Below are 18,206 nucleotides of genomic sequence, written 5' to 3'. Positions count from 1 at the left end.
CAATCTATATGCAGCCGAGAGGTTATAACAAATTAAAATAAACAGGCTTACCGAATCGAAATCTCTACTTTTTAGTAGGTTAACACAGCCAAAATAAAAGGATTCATCTCAAGATGGAAAACAATCTTAAAAAATACCAAAATGTAGAGGATTTGATTATAAATACTTTGAACAACTGAATAACTAAATTTTATTGGTTTAAAAGAATAGTAAAAATCAAAAAATAATAAGTTTGTATTATTGGACGTAATGTATGATACCAAATGGAGTTAAACACAACGAATTACGACAGTTAGTTCGATCGCAACTAGAATTATTACTAGAAAGTGGCAACCTGCAAGGAGCAAAATCTCTTTTAATTCCTGTACAGCCAGTAGACATCGCCGAAGCAATTGAAGGTTTACCCGAATCAAGCCAATTAATTGCTTTTCGCCTACTATCAAAAGCCGAGGCGATCGAAGTCTATGAATATCTAAATACTGATGTCCAACAAGCACTAATTCAAGAATTCAAACGCCAAGAAGTTTTAGACATTGTAGATAAAATGTCTCCTGACGATCGCGCTAGAATGTTTGATGAACTACCCGCTAAAATCGTCCGTCGTCTATTGTCACAGTTAAGCCCAGGAGAAAGACAAGCTACAGCTATTTTACTCGGTTACGAGGAAGACACCGCGGGGCGCATCATGACCCCCGAATATATCTCTTTAAAAGAGAATTTGACCGTTAGCCAGACTTTAGAGCGAATTCGCAGCTTATCTAATGCCTCAGAGGTGGTTTACTATCTCTACGTAAGCGATACATCGCGACAGCTAACAGGAATTGTTTCCTTGAGAGATTTAGTGATCGCCAGCCCCGAAACAACTTTGGCAGAAATTATGACTCGTGACGTGGTTTTTGTTCATACCGATACAGATCAAGAAGAAGTGGCAAGAACTATTCAACGCTATGATATTCTGGCGTTGCCCGTCGTTGACAGCGAGGAAAGGTTAGTAGGAGTTGTCACCGTTGATGATGTGATTGATATTATTGAACGGGAAGCCACAGAAGATATCTATGCCTTAGGTGGCGTACAGTCTGATAAAGACAACTATTTTCAAACCAATTTACTTACAGTGGCTCGTCGCCGAGTAGTTTGGTTATTTGTACTTTTACTTACCAATACTGTTACTGGGGCAATTATTCGCTATAATGAAGAGCTTTTAAAGCAGGTAGTTATTTTAGCTGCTTTTATCCCTTTGTTAACGGGGACGGGAGGAAACGTGGGCGCACAGTCTTCTACAGTAGTAATTCGTGGTTTAAATACAGAAGAAATTCAAAACATGGGGGCAGGAAAGGTTATTTTTCGCGAGGCGGCTGCGGGAATATTATTAGGTTTAATCTTAGGCACATTGGCAACGGTTTGGGCTTATTTTCTTCAGGGGAGTATAGAAGTAGCCGTGTCTGTAGGCATTAGCCTTGTTGCGATCGCACTTTTAGCTTCCGTTGCGGGTTCGGCTTTACCTTTTCTATTCCGCTCTTTTGGCTTAGATCCAGCCCTGATGTCTGCACCTTTTATTACTACTGCCGTTGATGTCTTAGGAGTATTAATTTACTTTTATATCGCCAAAACTATTTTAGGCTTGTAGCTATCTATCGTTGATTTAAGGATGAATCGTACCATCAGGCATAGTTGTTCCCGTCCAATTAATGCCACTTAGGACACTATTTTTTAGGTTAGCACCTCTAAGATTAGCTCCACGTAAATATACGTCGATTAAACTAGCATTCTCTAAATTGGCTTTTTCTAAATTAGTTTTAAACAATAAGGCAAATCTAAAGTTAGCATTTTGCAGATTTACGCCTTGTAAATTAGCTCCAGTGAGATTAGCATTACTTAAATCAGTCTTATTGCCTGGTTCAAGAGTAGCCAAACTCAATTGAGATAAACTAGCCAGACTACTATTACTTGCATCAGTATCTTTTAATATTGCCCCAGCAAGTATGGCACTACGTAAGTTAGTTGAGCTTAAATTCGCTCCCTTTAAGATTGCTTGCTGTAAACTTGACTGTCTTAAGTTGCTACCGCTTAAGTCGGCTCGATTAAAGTTGGCATAACTTAAATCTGCATTGGTTAAATTAGCTTCACTCAAATCTGCACGAGTCAAATTTGCACCGTTTAAGTCTATTCCTGTAAGGTCTGCACCCGCAAGATTAGCACCCGCAAGATTAGCACCCGCAAGATTAGCTCGGCTGAGATTAGCATTGCTAAAGTTTGCATCGGCAAGATTAGCATCCCGAAAAAAAGATTGACTAAGATTAGCGTTGCTTAAATCGGCTCTAATTAAAGAAGTATTTTCTAAATTAGCCCAGCTAAGATCGGCATTAGTTAAATCAGCACTGTTTAAGCTTGCTCCTGCTAAATTTACCTTGATCAGGCGAGCATTTGCTAGATTAGCGCGATTGAAATTACCTCTAGATAGATTAGCACCACTGAAGTTTGCCCAGTCCAATTCCGTTCGACTTAGATCGATATCAATCAATTCCACCTGCATAATCTGTATTTGACTCAGATCGGCACGGCTAAAATCTTTATTACCCTGTTTGTAAAGTAATAATAACTCTTCTCCATTCATTAAATTTAGATTGCTATCTTAACAACTGGCGATGGGGATAAATTTATAATTCCCGATCGCCGCCCTAAAATAACAGGAGAATTTTAAAGGAATTTTCAAAGCGATGAGGAAATAATTAAACTATTGAACTTCAATTTCTTTGCTTAATAGCTGCCATTCAGTTAGGACTTGGTTAGGAATTTTTAGAGATAATTCGTTATTTTCCTTGAGGACAACTGCTAATTTCAAACTCCCTTTTGATGGCAAATCAAGCATTATGGGAGTGAAATCATATTGACCAACGTTAGGGGCAGGAGCAGACTGAGGATAAGCATCTGCTGCGGTAAGGACATTTCCTTGAGAGGTAATAATTTCTAAAGACTGAGGATGATTAAAAGATTTGATGCCAGGAAATCCTACCAAACGTAAATAATACTTTGTTTCAGAAGTCTTGAGGCTGTCAGGAAATAATATCACCTGCCATGTGTTGCCATCGCGATCCTTTAAAGAATCTTGAGCATGATAACGTAAAACATTTGGCATTTCGTGATGTTGTCTGAGTAATGCCGTCGCTGGAAAACAAATACTCAAAGAACTTATGGTAAAAATTAGAATCAAATTAAATAATAAAATCAAGAGAAAATAAGATGAAAATTTTATTATTTAAATAATAAACTTAATTTTCTTGATAGTGAAATCAATTCAAGTTAGAAATGCGATCGCGCAGAGTCATAAATTAAAGGGTAAATAACAAAGGATAAGGACTTATTCATTGCAGTCTGTTGGACAAAGGATAGAATTAAGGCGAATTAAAAAGCTTTTAGATCAGCCGAGTAGTTTAGTCATGAAAATTTTATTTTTACATCCTAATTTTCCTGCTCAATTCCGTCATTTAGCTACAGTTTTGGGACAAGATCCACGAAATACGGTTGTATACGCCACAAATCGCCATGAAGGTCAGATAGCGGGAGTTACTAAAGTAGTTTACGAGAAATCACGCACTGCTCACCCTGAGACTCATCATTATGTCCGACCATTAGAAAATGCAGTCTTAGAAGCTCAAGGAGCATATCGTGTTGCTCAAAAATTAAAAGATCGGGGTTTTTATCCTGATGTTGTTTACGGACATTCTGGCTGGGGACCCACTTTATTTATGAAGGACATTTTCCCAAAAGCGACTTTGCTTTGCTATTTTGAATGGTTTTATAAGTCTTATGGCTCAGATGCTAGCTTTGACCCCAGCGATCCAATTAACGCTGATGATGAAGCGAGAATCAGAATTAAAAATGCGCCAATATTACTAGATCTAGCAACTTGCGATCGCGGTTTATCCCCGACAAAGTGGCAGCGATCGCAATTTCCCCCAGAGTTTCACAGCAAAATCAAAGTTCATCACGACGGTATAGATACAGAATATTTTCAACCCATATTAAATGCTAAGTTATTTTTACCTCGTATTGATCTTGACCTTACGGGCGCAAAAGAAATTATTACTTATGTCGCCAGAGGAATGGAGCCTTATCGCGGTTTTCCCCAGTTAATTGAAACTATATCCATCCTGCAAAAGAAACGACCACAATGTCACTTTGTCATTGTGGGCAAAGATCGCGTTGCTTATGGCAAAAGCCTACCTGATGGTAAAACCTATAAAAAGGTAATGTTAGAGCAATTTTCTTTAGATAAGTCGCGAGTACACTTTACAGATTTATTACCTTATAACGAATATCTTCAGGTGTTACAAGCCTCTTCAGCGCATATATATCTTACCCGTCCCTTTGTGCTTTCTTGGTCGATGTTAGAAGCTTTATCTACGGGTTGTTTGATTGTAGCTTCTGATACCGCCCCTGTAACCGAAGTAATTGAAGATGGGGTCAATGGCTTACTGGTTGATTTCTTCTCTCCCGAGCAGACGAGCGATCGCATTATAGAAGCTTTAGATCATCGCGATCAGATGGCAGTCATTCGCATCAAGGCTAGAGAAACTATCTTAGAAAACTATGATTTAGCTAAACTATTACCTCAACATCTACAATGGGTTAAAGATTCAGTATAAATTTAATGATTGCTAATCATAATGGGCATTAATGAAAAACAAGACAACAGGAAAATTTAGAAAGCTTGAGTTAACTTTTGAAAGCTTGATTTGGAACTTTCGTTTTTTCATTCTAATTCCAGTTATTTTTAGTTTACTCAGTGCTTTACGCTTGATCTTGATCGGCACTGTAGATATCTGGGCAGGATTAACTCTGACATTAGATCCTCAACATCCAGAGGCGGAAATGACGATTAAGACAGTTACCTACATCATTGGGGGTGTAGATTATTATCTCATCGGCATTGTTTTGTTAATTTTCGCTTTTGGTATTTACGAGTTATTTATTTCAGAAATAGAAATCAAGCATCAAGATGATTCTAGTATTCTGCAAAGCGCCAGCCTAGAAGAACTAAAAGGCAAATTAGTTAATGTAATTGTCGTTGCTCTAATTGTCAGCCTATTTAAGCAAATGCTGAGTATCGAACTCGGCAAACTGAGTGATGTAATTTATGTTGCTTTGGCAATTTTACTTATTTCTATCAGCCAGTATTTACTCCATTTGAGCCATACCAAATCACAAAGTAATCGCACCATAAAAGATCATAATAAGACTCATAGCTGAGAATAACTGCAACGTTTTGCTTGTAACACCTATTGTTAAAATTGTAAGTTTGACAACAAGTTTTTTGTACAAAAATAAAGAGAAAAGTGCTGTAATTATCTATAGATAAACAGCAATGATTTTGACAATTTGTCGAATCTTTCAACGAGCAAAAATTAGAAATCAAATTACCACAAGCAAAAATTTTAGATAAATACTTTTTATCTTGTGACTTTTTTTGCTACTATATATTTTAGTAATCCGTTAGTCAGAGTAGCTCAGTTGGTTAGAGCATCGGACTCATAAGCCGGGGGTCGGGAGTTCAAGTCTCCCCTCTGACACTAGTTTGAAAGATTGATTAAAAGAGTGCGATCTATATTCGATCTAATTAAAAAGGTACTTACTGAACCTAAACATATGCAGTTGGGAAATCCGCGGTACGTTTTTAGGTGCAAAAAATTTTGAGAGGGGTTGTGGTGGTGCGGTGAATGATTGAGTATGAAGCTACATGCGGACAAGTCCTTTGTTACTCAAAACGCACCTTGGGCATATTGTGTTCATGGAGCAATATTTGTCGGCAGCAGAAGTGGCAAAGGCAGTAGGCGTACACTACCGCACGATTGAGAATTGGGCAGCCCAAGAGTATTTGGAGCGAGATGAGGGCAAATATGGGTTAATTTCGGCTCTGAGACATCGTATTGCTCAATTAGAAGATGAGGTGATGGGATTAAAGGATAATCCCAAAGCAGAGTTACAGTTGCAGAAACTAAAAGAGGAGGTCGCCGAACGTAGGGCGATCGCCAGAATTAAAAACATGAAAGCCGATCTGCTAGAAGGTAAGTTGGTAGATGCAGGAGAAGTGCTGGACTTGTGGAAAAATGCGATCGCTAATACTAAGGCAAAGTTTATAAATCTTCCTGCTAAATTAGCCTTAGAATTGTCTGGTATGGATAAGCCCGAAGATATACAGGCAAGGCTTGCACAAGTCATTAATGAGGCGTTGGTTGAATTGGGGGGAGAAGACTAATAAAAGCTAGGCAAATTATCAATTACTGCTTGAGTAGCACTTTTAAGTATTTTATTAGGATCGTTGGCGATCGCTGCCTCGATTTTTTTATTAACAAAATCATCAGAGATTGCCTGTCTGACAACTAAAATAGCTTGAGCAGATAGGTATTGAGTATATTCTGCCTTGCCTAAATCTTTTACCTGTATGCTTTGGAGTTTGCTACAGTAGCTTAGGTTGTCGTTTCTAAGTTTTTCTTGGTACTTTTCTTGGGTAGTTTTGGCAATTTGATTGTTGGGCAATCTTTTGTAGCCAATTCCAGATATGTTAACAAGTTCGATATTTGCCTCTTTTCTGGCTATATTGGCTGCCGAATAAAATATGTGCCTTTTATCTTTGATATCAAAGTTTAAGCATTTGCTCATCTCTTCGTAGGTCAATATTTCTCCTGCTTTAGTTTGCTTGAACTTGTTGACCAGCAAAGATGTCTCTGGAAGGACTTTAAGAGGATTCATCGCTTTGAATTAGTTTGATGGGATGGGATATGCTACGTTTTGCCACGCTTGGCTGAGTTTTGCTTTGCTATGCTAAGACAAAAAAGATTGAAATAATTGCTTCGACTTGTTCAGATCTGATTGGCTGTACTCTGCTACGCTCCGCTTCGCTAAATTTCGCTACGCTTTGCTAAATTTCGCTTCACTGTGCTGGATTCGGCTAGGCTGGGCTTTGCTTTGCTAAGAAGCAGTTAAGCTATCATACCAACTGTGGTTATTGACCTTAAACCTGCCATAGTAGCCGTTGTTAATTGGTCTAAAGCGACCGACACCGATTAAATGACCAGCCTGATTAATATGTTCTAAAAAGACTGATTCTGTAATAATGTCGTCTAGTATTAGCACCGTTAAACTGGTTTTCCAGGCATCGATACAGGGAAAAGTTTTCCAGACTCTCGATCCTCCACCAGCTATGCCGTTGCTGGGAACAAAAACTCTGTCGCCTCTAACTGAGTCTTTGAGAATTGGTTGTTCTTTTTGCGGATTTTTAAGAACTGAAGGATCGACAATCAAGACACCAGCTTTAAAATGCTTGGTAAAAGTGGCTTTACCTGAAGTTTTTATGCTCAGATATTTAGCTGCTTCGGAGATACAGTTCTTAAATGCCATTGGGGGAATAAAAACGCGGTCGTCATCGTCCCAGTGCATTCTGTACATCCAGGTTCTCTGTTCATAGTCATCGTGCGATTCTTTTTTGTTCTTTTCGACGCTAACTGGCTTATTTTGAGAGTAAGTACCCAACGATTCAATTTCTAACTCAATTTTTTTTGCCATTTACCCATACACTATTATTAATTGCTTAGACTCGATACGCTCAGCTACGTTCTGCCTTGCGCCGATAATGATAGCATTCAAATTATTGGACAGCCACATATTTATCCGCGATCGCGATCGCACCGCCCAGGTAAATAAACAGAGTAAATTTAAGGGATGAAAGCTACATCTCTTTTATATCGTGCCTTTACAGAATTTACTCCACCTAAAAGACAGTTAATTTCCCAATGGGGGGTCGAGAATTTTGAATTGCCCGAAACATCCGCAGAGCCTGGGAAGTGGAGTGTAACCCGTGCGCCATATCAAGAGGGTATCTTAGATGCCGTCTGTGAACCCCGCGTACAAAAGGTAACTTTGATGTGTAGCGCACAGATAGGCAAGACAATCATTTTGCTGATGATTATCTGCTATCTGATTGACCTCGACCCTTGCTCGATGATGATGACTCACCCGACTACGGCTATGACGGAGATGTTTAGCAAGGAGAAGTTAGCTAGTGCGATAGTTAACGTTAAGCCAGTCGCTAAAAAGGTAGTTCAAAAGTCAAGAAATGCCACTTCCACCATTTTGATGAAGATGTTTGCAGGAGGATTTCTACGCTTGGCTGGTGCTAATTCTCCTAGCTCCCTGGCATCAATGAGCATCCGTGCTTATTTTGGCGATGAGATTGATAAGTATCCAGCATCGGCAGGAAAAGAAGGCGACCCAGTTAAGCTAGCGATTCAACGGACAGAGACATTCTGGAACTGGCTGGTATTTCTAGTAAGCACTCCCAGTATCAAAGAGAATTCGCGAATTGAGGATGAGTGGAACGTATCGGATAAACGCAGATATTTTGTCCCCTGCCCTCACTGTGGGCATCGTCAGCATTTGATTTGGGACAGGTTTCAGTATGCGGGTAAAGACACGAGTGATGCTGACCCTTTAGGAGGAGTCTACTATATCTGTCAAAGCTGTAATGCTCCCATAGCCGAAAAAGACAAGGCACAAATGTTGCGTAGTGGGCAATGGCAAGCCACAGCCAAAGCAAAAGACCCCAGGCATATTGGTTTTCATATCAATCGCTTTTATTCTCCCTGGAACGGCTGGATTGATTTATGCCTAGATTACGAGAGCAGTAAAGATGACCACCAAAAGCTACAGGTATTCTGGAACGCCACTCTAGGACTGCCTTTTGAACGCGTGGCAGGGGAAAGATTAAACTGGCAGAAGTTACGCGATCGCGGGCTACAATCAAATTATTCTACTGGTACTGTACCAAATGGATGCTTGATGCTAACTGCTGGAGTAGATGTACAAGCCGATCGCCTTGAGGTTGCCATTTGGGGTTGGGGACGCGGGGAGGAGGCTTATGTAGTTCGCTATGAGAAAATAATGGGCGATCCGCTCTCTAGCGATGTGTGGGAACAGCTTTATCATCTGACTTCTCAAAACTATGCTCACGTATTGGGTGGCGAATTAAGGGTTAGAGCCACTTGCGTTGACTCTGGATATTTAACTCAAGAAGTCTATCACTGGGTACGTAAGTTTAAGGCATCTCATTGGTTTGCCATTAAAGGTGTATCTGGAGACAAACCACTGGTGTCAATTCCCACGCTTCAGCAGGTGAACTATCGCGGGGAGAAGATAAAGGCGGCTATCAAGCTCTATAAAATCGGCGTGGATTTGGCTAAAGAAACCCTATACAGCAGGTCGCAAATAGAAACACCAGGAGCTAAGTATTTAAACTTTGCCAATAACTTAGATACAAACTGGTACGAGGGATTTTGTAGCGAGGTGCAGGTAACAAAGCATAAAAATGGCAGACCTTATCTAGTTTGGCAAGTACTAGCAGGAGTTCGTAACGAGGCGTTAGATTGTTCCGTTTACGCTTTAGCTGCTGCTCACCTTTGCGGAGTTAGTCGAGTAAACTGGAATACGATCAAAAAGAATTTAGAGACTCAACAGCCTGAGAATATTTCCGCGCCTCAAAATAACGCAGATGTTAATGGCAAAAGCTCCGAACCAAAAAAAGAGGGCGCGAACGTTAATCGGAGCAGGACAAGAAAAAGAAGGCGAGGTTAGAAAACAAAAATTAAAAAAATCGATACATAGCTGAGTTGATAGGGAAAAAATAAGGGTTGTGTCTATTGTTGTTAAAAAATGCTCCTAAACCCACCCAAATCAATCGTATCTGGCGACTTCAAAAAATGGATTAGTACCTTACCAGAGTATCCCCCGACCGAATGGCAATTATCCTGGGCTATACGTGGAGAATCTGTCTTAGATCTTGTCGCTAGCCCCTATGATGGAAACTACCAAACTCAAATCTCCTCAACCCAGAGTGCTAATTTACTTCCTGGAACTTACTCTTGGCAGGCAATGGTAACTCGTGGCAACGAGAGGACAACCATTGCTACTGGGTCAATAATGGTTATTCAAGATTTAGCCAGAGCTTCTACTGGGTTTGAGGCTAGATTCAGTGATGAGATTGAACTAGAACTATTAACCAAAGCGATCGCCGAACTATCTAGCAAAAATGTAGCCGAATACTATATCGGTACTCGAAAAGTTCGCTATAACGATTTAGCCAGCCTTTACGAGCGTCAGAAATATTTGAGAAATCGCATAGCTAAACTTAAAAACAAATCTTCTATTGGCGGACGGAATGTTGGGGTCAGTTTCCGCTCTTAGATAATTCTTTCCACTTCGCGGAGGAAAATAAAAGCCAATTCTGAATGAGCCAGAGAGAGCAGCACAAATCATGACGGCTTTTGTAGGTGGATCGATATCGGTTAACCCATATTGTTGGTGACCGTTGTAAATTATTATTGATTCGCCATTTTCCGTTACGTTGACCTGTAGACCAAGTTTTTTAAAACCTGTTGGTAATTCAGACCAAAGACAAAAAACCAATTCAACTATCCTATTCTCAATCCCCCCTAGCCCCCCTTAATAAGGGGGGATTGGGGGAACTCTAACTACAGTTATCAACGGTAGTTATATATGGGTTTGCTCAACTTCGCTCTGAAACTATGGAACACTCCCCCAAGGCATTCAATCGAACATCGTACTCAAAGTAAACGTAGATACGACGGAGCAAGACGGGGACGTAACTATGGCGACTGGCTGTCTACCCAAAACTCTGCTAACGCCGATATTTGGCGTGACCTAACTACCCTGCGGGGTCGCAGTCGCGATCTGTGTCGCAATAATGATTATGCTAGAGGCGTAATTGGCAGGCTAGTTGATAACGTTGTTTATCAGGGTATCGGTTTTCAGGCACAGGTAAGACAGAACCCCCCTGCCGAAGGCATCCCCCCTATTAGGGGGGACGAAGGGGGGTTGAATGACGATCGCGTTAACGATCTGATTGAATCTGCATGGAATGACTGGGCATCTGAAAAGATGTGGTGTCATACCGCAGGTCAGCTTACTTTCCCTGAGATACAGCAGCTTGCCTTCAGGTCGGTTTTGGAGTCGGGAGAAGTTTTTATCCGCAAGGTCAAGCAGAGCTTTTCTAATTCCCCCGTTCCCTTTACTTTAGAGATAATTGAAGCCGATCAGTGTGCCGAAGACCACAACCAATCTTGGGCAGGTAATCAGATAGTCATGGGAGTCGAGGTCAACCGTTGGCAGCGTCCTGTAGCCTATTGGTTTTACAAGGAGCATCCAGGGGATTTATGGCAGGGGCGGGGTGGAGTAATTTCAAGAGAATTAGAGCGTATACCAGCATCAGAAATTATCCACCTGTACTTTAGCGATCGCCCTAACCAGCTTCGAGGCTTGCCGATTCTGTATAGCACTCTTTGCAGGATGAAAAACGTGGGGGACTACGAGGAATCAGAGCAGCTTGCAGCCAAGCTGGCTACCTGCGTAATGGGTATTGTAACTACTCCTGATTCTGACCTATTGGGTGAACCAACAGAAGGTGACAATAGTTCTTTGCCCGCCGATGAAAGATTTGAACCTGGGATAATCCGCTATCAGGCACAGGGAGAACAGTTCAACCTACTTGACCCCACTAGACCAAATCCTAACCTAGTAGCATTTATCGAAGCACAGCTAAGAGCCAGTGGCGCGGGGATTGGCGCAAGCTACGAGACTATATCTAATGACTACTCTAAATCTAACTATTCAAGCAGCAGGTTATCTCTAATCACCGCACGCGATCGCTATAAGGTTTTGCAGGCTTGGTTTGTATGTAACTTCAACCGCGAAATCCTATTAGGCAATCCAGAATCTGATGGCTGGCTAGATATGGCAGTACTCTCAGGGGTCTTAAACTTTGCTGACTACGAACTACGCCCCAAACGCTACGCAGCTATCAAGTGGCAGTGTCGCGGTTGGAGTTGGGTTGACCCCAACAAAGAAGTACAGGCTACTTTGGCAAGCTTGGCTGGGGGCATGACTAGCCTGACTAAAGTTTATGCAGAACAAGGAGAGGATTTTGAAGAGAGCATTAAAACCATCGCCCGCGAACGAGAAATTTTGGAAGAAAACGGTATTGCCGTTAATTTTGATGGGATAGCTATAAACCCAGTGTCAGAAGAGCAAAAACCTGGGAACACTAACTGGGAACACTAAGCATAAATGCTTATGCGCCTTGTATTATTTGTCCTGTATGGCTTATAGCCTCTTCGGCGGAAAAGATGCAATTTATTTGGGTTTTTGGCAAGAACGGAGAAAAGCCTCTAAAAATAAGCTTAGGTTTTGGCTTTCGGGAACTTTAGATTGTGATGAGCTAAAACCGCGATCGCACTTTATGAAAAATATATTAATGGAAGATCTAGGAGATGCTTTTTTCCCGATAGATCCAGAGCCTAATAAATTATATAGACACATAAATAAGCACCAAACTAGATTTATTCCTCTGCAAAAGGCTGAGGTAACAGAAGAAAGAACCATTGAACTATCTGTAAGCAGCAGTACGCCTTACCTGCGCTGGTTTGGCTACGAAGAGTTAGAGCATAGCAGTGATTCTATTGACCTATCTCGCTTTAACGATGGAGCAAATGTATTGTTTAATCACAATCGAGATGATTATATTGGCGTAATCAAAAACGCCTGGATTGAAGGGGAAAAGCTTTACAACAGAATATCCTTTGATACTCATGCTTTAGCAGAAAAGATTTACCAAAGTATTAAATCTGGGATTATTCGCAACGTCTCAATTGGCTACGAAATCAAGGAATTAGTTTTGATTGAATCGGCAGATGATTACGATCGCTATCGCGTTAAGAAATGGACTCCTTTTGAGACTTCTATTGTTACCGTGCCAGCCGATCAAAGTGTGGGGGTGGGTCGAAGTTACTTTGTATCTACTTCGAGGGAAAACTGGGGGGAGGAAACGGCTCCACTCCCCCGTTCAAGTAAGGAAGACCAAGAGATAAAAGAGGCGACCCGTATGCCCGAAATTGAAATAAACGAAACCGACTTAATAAAAACCGAACGCGAACGAGTACAGGGGATTTATGCCCTAGCTCAAAAATACGGTAATCCTGAACTAGCAAAACACAGCATAGGTGCAGGTTTATCAATCGAAGCTGCTAGGTCTAAATATTTAGATGAAGTAACAGTCCAAAAACAAGAACCCGTGGCAACAGGGGTAAAGCCCCTAGGCATGAGCGACCCCGAACGCAGAAGCTACAGCTTTAACCGTGCCGTAGGTTATGCAGCAGGGTTGATTCCTGCCGATAAATGTGGGCTAGAGCTTGAGGTTAGTAGGGCTTTAGAGCAAAGGATAGGCAAGCCCCCACAGGGCAAGCTTTACCTAGATCAGTCTCAGTTAGTGTCTTACCCTAACGGGTTCGACAGTTCCTATAACGGAGGGAACCTCCGCAACGGACTGTCTCATCGCGCTCCTTATGAAACAGGTGTACCTGTTGCTGCTGGTAATTTAATTAGCACTGACTTACTTAGCGATCGCTTTATCGAGCAGCTATATAATATGTCGGCTTTTTTACCGATGGGGGTAACTTACCTGCGCGATTTGCAAGGCAACATTGAAATCCCCAGAGAAGCTACCTATCAAAATGCCTACTGGATTGGTGAAGGACAAACCATCACCGAAGACGAGGGAACTTTCGATAAGATTACTCTCTCGCCTAAAAAGATTGCCGTTATTTCTAAGATGACTTACGAGATGACTGTCCAAAGTTCTATTGACCTAGAGCAGTTAACTCGCAATCGGATCATGCGCGCGATCGCTTTGGAGATTGACCGCACCATCGGCTTTGGCTCTGGTACTGGTGAAGAACCATTGGGAATTATTTCCCACCCAGAGGTAAACAGTATTGTCCTGGGAGCAAACGGCGGTGAGCTTGACTGGGCTGCTGTGATTGCTATGCAGAGCGAATTAGCTGTGACCAACGCCATGAATCAAGGCACGTTTGGCTATGTAGTTAATGCCAGAACCAGAGGCAAGCTGCAAACCAAACTAAATCAGGATACGGGTGCGGGAACTTGGATCTGGCAAATGGGCAACAACAGTGCCGAGGGCATGATTGCTGGTTACCGTGCTAGATGCTCAAATCAAATTCCTAATAATTTAGTTAAAGGTACAGCCAGCAATTTATCGGCTGCCTTCTTTGGCGACTTTAGTAATGTCCTTTTGGGTATCTGGAGCGGTTTAGACCTCATGGCTAATCCCTACTCTCAATTTGACCAAGCGATTATTTCAATTCGCGCTATGCAAATGCTGGACTTGAATCTAACGAGAGGCGAATATTTTGTGGTGGCAACCGACATTATAAATACTTAAATACTACAAAAAATGAAAACAAAATATTACGTGCGATCGCTGCCATTGCACCATGAAAAAATTGTCAACGGCAAAAAGTCAAGACAAATATTTCAAATGGGTGAAACCGTTGAATTAGATGTATTTGAAGCAATTAAATATCAGCATTTAATTGAGACTGAAGAACAATATCAGTCTCGACAACCAAAAATTACTACAGTCACCGTCAAAAAGGAGAAGTAAATGAAAAACTGGTACATAAACAGAGAGGCTGGCGCGTTAAATCATTGTGGCGTGGACATCCCCGAAGGTAAGAAAATATTGTTAAGCGAGGAACAGGCTTCCCTGCACGGCGAAAAGGTAGAAAAAAGTGACGCTCCTGTTGAGAAAAACGAATCTGCTGTGGCTGCTGAGTTTGCCGAGTGGCAGGCTCAACAGGAGATGGAGAGCAGTGGAGAGGAGGAGCAGGGGAGCAGAGGAGTGGAGGAGCTTGCCCCTGTTGCTCCCTTGCCCCCCAGCCCCCTAGTCCCCCAACCCCTCAGTCCAACCTTCGGCAAAAAGAAAATAAACAATGGGCTGGATCTCTGAATCTGAAGACTTGTCTATCTTCATAGACAACGAATTTAGTACCTTGGCTACTGTGGTCAGTACTAACTCGTCCCTAATAGAGCTATCGGGCATACTTGACCTCAACTATGACCCGATATTTAATGGGCAAGGCGTGTCCGAAGGAAAGCAAATTACTTTTTTGGTAGAAACCGTCTCCGTTCACGACTTGCGATCGGGCGATCGCTTAATTATCAAAGGCAAGAACTATTTAATTAAAGGTATTCAGCCGATTGAAGATGGCAAGTTGACAAATTTAATTCTCAAAGAAGACTTTTAATGGCTATTTACACAATTAGAGCAAATACAGCTTTTACGATTGTTAAGCAAGGCGTTGTTTATGGCGCAGGAGAACAAATAGATTTGACTAATATTGAGTTTGAGCGACACAAGCATAAGTTAGAAGGAACTAAATTGACGGTTACACCAATAGTTTTTGAGAGCGTAAACGGTAAAGTTGGCTCTAGTAACAGCACCGTTACTGACGTGATTGTTTTAACACAAGCTGACTATAATGCCATAACCCCCAAGAGTGCTACTACGCTCTACGTTATTAACGAGTAAACGGAAGTTGTTTTTCGCGCGTATGGTTTTGCTAAATAACAACTACAAGCTTTGTCTAGGTTCTGAGACGATAAAAAAGATACATTTAGGTAATGATTTAGTTTATTCCGTAGCAGATTCTATTAAATTACTTTTAGATGAAGTTCCCATAGCTTCAATTGCGTACTCTATACGCAAATTAAGCACGGCTTATACTGGTTTCTGTCTTAGGCTGAGGCGTGAGAGCGATAATTTAGAGCAAGATTTTGGCTTTTTGAACGGATACTTAGATAGCGAGAGCATTGATGCTTTTTTAGGCGCTAGTACTGGTTATGTCGTCAAATGGTATGACCAATCTGATAATAATAATCATGCTATTCAGCCTAATATTCAGTATCAACCCAAACTTGATTTAAGTAGTAATAAACCTGCTTTATTATTTGATGACAATGGTTCTAACTCTTTTGAATTTAATGACATAAGTAATATTAGAACTCTTTTTTTTAAACTTGAATATTCCAGCACGGCTAACCAAGTTTTGGCTTATTTATTGGGTAGTGACACAAACTATGATTTTCATGCTGGAAGTTCTGGTGTATTTTTTAACACACAATATTGTTCTCCTTTTATAACAAATGGAACTATAAAACTTAACAATTCTAATGTGGCTGCCAACACAAAAATACCTGAAAACTCATTTGTATTTTCAATTAACACAACAGGTAATTTGTTGGCAGATCGAATTAGTAAAGACAGATATTTTCCAGACCGTGGATGGCAAGGTACTTATTCGGAGTTATTAATATTTTCAGATGTCATAGATAATTTAACTACATCTAATATCAACCAAAATTTAATTGATTACTATTTGTGATGATTAATATCCCTGTGTTGTCTGAGGAGTTTGGTTATCAAATTTCTGCTTTGTTTTATCAGTTATCAAGACCTAATCCCGATCCAAATGACGTATCTAGATATTATTGCCCCGTAGAACAGCATCCTGTGAGTGGGTATTGGTACTTAAGAATGCCAGACGACGATGAATTTCCGATTAGCAAAAAAGCTAGTACTGTTAAACTGGTCAATGCTCTCAAACCATTTAGAGAGGCGGGCATAATCGACAATAACGATTTAGAGACTATAAAAATAGCGATCGCCCAAAACAAAGGAAAAAAAATCATACCTAACTTATTTTTTCCTGGGTACTGGAAAGAACTTGCTGTTGCCGACTCTGATTTTGAATTGAAGCTACCCAGTACCCAATCCCAATGACAACTAGGCAGGAAATAATCAATCGGCTAACCAGTCTGCTTGGGGAGATCTCGACTTTTGAGCGGGTGCGGGTTTGGGATGATGTCCCAAGTGATTAACCTATAACCTACAAGCTATAACCGCACAAAGCAAAGCTTTGAAGTTGTCTTACGACGATCTGCGCGCTCTGGGCGATAGCCCTGTGGTTAATTTAACAGCAGTCAAGTTAACTATTTAAGTTATAGGTTATAGGTTATAGGTTACGAGTTTTCCCCCAGGTAAGATCGCTCAATTAATGCCAACTTAGTTGAAGCGTTTACTTAAAGTTAATATGCGCCCTGCTAGAGATAAGGTTCAAATAACTGATATCCCGTTTAAAAAATTAAGACTATCTGTAGGACTGTCTCAAGAGAATTTAGCTAGAAGAATAGGGGTGGCGGTTTCTACTATTAGGCACTGGGAAAAAGGACAGGCTGAACCGACAATGACTGTCGCTCAGATGCGTAGATTTTTAGTAGCGACTAAGCAAAGTTTTAATAATTTGCCAGAATCTTTGACAGAGCTTCGCTCTTTAAGTACGAAGTTTGAAGGCGCGAAGTTTGAAGAAAAACATTACTTCATACCTCATACACACGCTCCAGACCGCACCTCATGCTTCTAAATGCTAATTCTAGATCCTGTCTCAACCAGTGCGATAACTAAAAAAACTCTAACTCTTTGCTGGTGCTGGTTAATTACGCGCACCGATGGAGCGCAGCTTGGCTTTACGGGTTTTGACCAAATGATCGCGATCGGCGGGGTAACTTACCAAAGTTTTACAGGTTTTGACTCTACCGCAGACCAGGTAAGTGAGGGGTTAGAAAGATTGGACAGTCAGAATTTAAAAGGTATTTTAGATGTGGCGGTGATATCTAAAGTTGACTTACAAAGTGGTATCTATGCCAAGGCTCAAGTACGGCGTTTTATTGTGGACTATACAAATTTACCTTCTTCTTTTAGTTTAAATCCCCCCAAGCATATAGAGTTACCCACGGGATATTTAGCTGATTTTACGAGCAATAATTTAGGTTACGAAATCAAAGTCAAAAGCAACTTATCTTTACTAGAGAATAATGTCGGCACAACTACTGGTAAGACCTGTAGGGCGCACCTAGGTGATGATGTCTGTACCAAAGATTTAACCAACTTCACGCACCTTTTAGCTGTAACTAACGTAGTTAATCGGCGCGTGTTTTCAGTTAATGGTGGACTACCTGATAAACACTTGGATCGGGGACGCTTATATTTTACCAGTGGGGCAAATAATGGTGTACACCTGGATATTGACTTTTATGTCGGTTCACAAATAATCCTGTTTGAACAAGCACCATTTAACATTGCCGTAGGCGATAACTTGACGGCGCTCGCAGGATGCAATAAAACCAAGTTAGCCTGTATAACTAAGTTTCAAAACTTTTATTATTTTGATGGTGAACCTGATATTCCAACTACAGATTTAGCGATTGAAACACCGACAAAGTAA

General features: G+C 41.0%; 20 protein-coding genes and 1 tRNA gene. 17 read left to right on the top strand and 4 right to left on the bottom strand.

The annotated features are described in order from the left end of the window. Positions 1-253 precede the first annotated feature (253 nt). A complete protein-coding gene (gene mgtE / locus SLP02_RS04665; protein ID WP_319419486.1) occupies positions 254-1,627 on the top strand; it encodes a magnesium transporter in 1,374 nt (457 codons plus the stop codon). Between the two features lie 15 nt (positions 1,628-1,642). Here the strand turns inward: mgtE and SLP02_RS04660 are convergent, their stop codons facing one another. Both SLP02_RS04660 and SLP02_RS04655 read right to left on the bottom strand, forming a co-directional pair. Beyond that, positions 1,643-2,614: a pentapeptide repeat-containing protein gene (locus SLP02_RS04660; RefSeq protein ID WP_319419485.1), complete on the bottom strand. Its 972-nt coding sequence runs from the start codon at positions 2,612-2,614 to the stop codon at positions 1,643-1,645. 120 nt (positions 2,615-2,734) lie between these two features. Continuing rightward, complete coding sequence (locus SLP02_RS04655) at positions 2,735-3,184, bottom strand: DUF3122 domain-containing protein (protein WP_319419484.1); 450 nt, start codon at positions 3,182-3,184, stop codon at positions 2,735-2,737. 253 nt (positions 3,185-3,437) lie between these two features. Between SLP02_RS04655 and SLP02_RS04650 the strand changes: the two genes are divergently transcribed. The 4 genes from SLP02_RS04650 (at position 3,438) to SLP02_RS04635 (ending at position 6,256) form a co-directional block, all read left to right on the top strand. Then, on the top strand, positions 3,438-4,646 hold the full coding sequence (locus SLP02_RS04650) for a glycosyltransferase family 4 protein (protein ID WP_319419483.1): 1,209 nt from the start codon (positions 3,438-3,440) through the stop codon (positions 4,644-4,646). A 31-nt stretch (positions 4,647-4,677) separates the two neighbouring features. After that, complete coding sequence (locus SLP02_RS04645; RefSeq protein ID WP_319419482.1) at positions 4,678-5,250, top strand: YqhA family protein; 573 nt, start codon at positions 4,678-4,680, stop codon at positions 5,248-5,250. A gap of 246 nt (positions 5,251-5,496) precedes the next feature. After that, positions 5,497-5,570: transfer RNA gene (locus tag SLP02_RS04640), tRNA-Met, on the top strand. 218 nt (positions 5,571-5,788) lie between these two features. Then, on the top strand, positions 5,789-6,256 hold the full coding sequence (locus SLP02_RS04635; protein WP_319419481.1) for a hypothetical protein: 468 nt from the start codon (positions 5,789-5,791) through the stop codon (positions 6,254-6,256). Here SLP02_RS04635 and SLP02_RS04630 read toward each other — a convergent pair. Then, the gene (locus tag SLP02_RS04630; RefSeq protein ID WP_319419480.1) at positions 6,253-6,750 is read right to left on the bottom strand and encodes a hypothetical protein; all 498 of its coding nucleotides are present in this window, start codon (positions 6,748-6,750) and stop codon (positions 6,253-6,255) included. The two genes, SLP02_RS04635 and SLP02_RS04630, sit on opposite strands and share 4 nt — an antisense overlap. Positions 6,751-6,969: 219 nt before the next feature. Continuing rightward, positions 6,970-7,563 carry a hypothetical protein gene (locus SLP02_RS04625; RefSeq protein ID WP_319419479.1) on the bottom strand — a complete coding sequence of 198 codons (594 nt, stop codon included), beginning with the start codon at positions 7,561-7,563 and terminating at the stop codon, positions 6,970-6,972. A 156-nt stretch (positions 7,564-7,719) separates the two neighbouring features. Here SLP02_RS04625 and SLP02_RS04620 point away from each other — a divergent pair, with 156 nt between their 5' ends. The 12 genes from SLP02_RS04620 (at position 7,720) to SLP02_RS04565 (ending at position 18,206) form a co-directional block, all read left to right on the top strand. Beyond that, entirely contained in the window at positions 7,720-9,627 is a 1,908-nt protein-coding gene (locus SLP02_RS04620; protein ID WP_319419478.1) for a phage terminase large subunit family protein, read from the top strand. A gap of 78 nt (positions 9,628-9,705) precedes the next feature. Beyond that, positions 9,706-10,236: a hypothetical protein gene (locus SLP02_RS04615; protein ID WP_319419477.1), complete on the top strand. Its 531-nt coding sequence runs from the start codon at positions 9,706-9,708 to the stop codon at positions 10,234-10,236. A gap of 312 nt (positions 10,237-10,548) precedes the next feature. After that, complete coding sequence (locus SLP02_RS04610) at positions 10,549-12,129, top strand: phage portal protein (RefSeq protein WP_319419476.1); 1,581 nt, start codon at positions 10,549-10,551, stop codon at positions 12,127-12,129. 37 nt (positions 12,130-12,166) lie between these two features. Next, positions 12,167-14,305 (top strand): phage major capsid protein, encoded by a 2,139-nt coding sequence (locus SLP02_RS04605; RefSeq protein ID WP_319419475.1) that lies wholly within the window; start codon positions 12,167-12,169, stop codon positions 14,303-14,305. A 12-nt stretch (positions 14,306-14,317) separates the two neighbouring features. Next, positions 14,318-14,527, top strand: a complete 210-nt coding sequence (locus SLP02_RS04600; protein WP_319419474.1) for a hypothetical protein — start codon at positions 14,318-14,320, stop codon at positions 14,525-14,527. Then, the gene (locus tag SLP02_RS04595; protein ID WP_319419473.1) at positions 14,528-14,872 is read left to right on the top strand and encodes a hypothetical protein; all 345 of its coding nucleotides are present in this window, start codon (positions 14,528-14,530) and stop codon (positions 14,870-14,872) included. It begins immediately after the preceding gene. Beyond that, on the top strand, positions 14,856-15,170 hold the full coding sequence (locus tag SLP02_RS04590; RefSeq protein WP_319419472.1) for a head-tail joining protein: 315 nt from the start codon (positions 14,856-14,858) through the stop codon (positions 15,168-15,170). The genes SLP02_RS04595 and SLP02_RS04590 overlap by 17 nt, the downstream gene beginning before the upstream one ends. Continuing rightward, on the top strand, positions 15,170-15,454 hold the full coding sequence (locus SLP02_RS04585) for a phage upper tail fiber protein (RefSeq protein ID WP_319419471.1): 285 nt from the start codon (positions 15,170-15,172) through the stop codon (positions 15,452-15,454). Before SLP02_RS04590 ends, SLP02_RS04585 begins: the two co-directional genes overlap by 1 nt. A gap of 22 nt (positions 15,455-15,476) precedes the next feature. Then, entirely contained in the window at positions 15,477-16,307 is an 831-nt protein-coding gene (locus SLP02_RS04580; protein ID WP_319419470.1) for an arabinofuranosidase catalytic domain-containing protein, read from the top strand. Beyond that, positions 16,304-16,705: a hypothetical protein gene (locus tag SLP02_RS04575; RefSeq protein ID WP_319419469.1), complete on the top strand. Its 402-nt coding sequence runs from the start codon at positions 16,304-16,306 to the stop codon at positions 16,703-16,705. Before SLP02_RS04580 ends, SLP02_RS04575 begins: the two co-directional genes overlap by 4 nt. A gap of 286 nt (positions 16,706-16,991) precedes the next feature. After that, the gene (locus SLP02_RS04570) at positions 16,992-17,345 is read left to right on the top strand and encodes a helix-turn-helix domain-containing protein (protein ID WP_319419468.1); all 354 of its coding nucleotides are present in this window, start codon (positions 16,992-16,994) and stop codon (positions 17,343-17,345) included. Beyond that, positions 17,346-18,206: a DUF2163 domain-containing protein gene (locus SLP02_RS04565; RefSeq protein WP_319419467.1), complete on the top strand. Its 861-nt coding sequence runs from the start codon at positions 17,346-17,348 to the stop codon at positions 18,204-18,206.

It is taken from the genome of Pleurocapsa sp. FMAR1 (assembly GCF_963665995.1).
In the GTDB taxonomy this organism is placed as follows: Bacteria; Cyanobacteriota; Cyanobacteriia; order Cyanobacteriales; family Xenococcaceae; genus Waterburya.
Note: the sequence above shows the minus strand (reverse complement) of the source record. Positions and strands in the feature narration are given on the sequence as shown.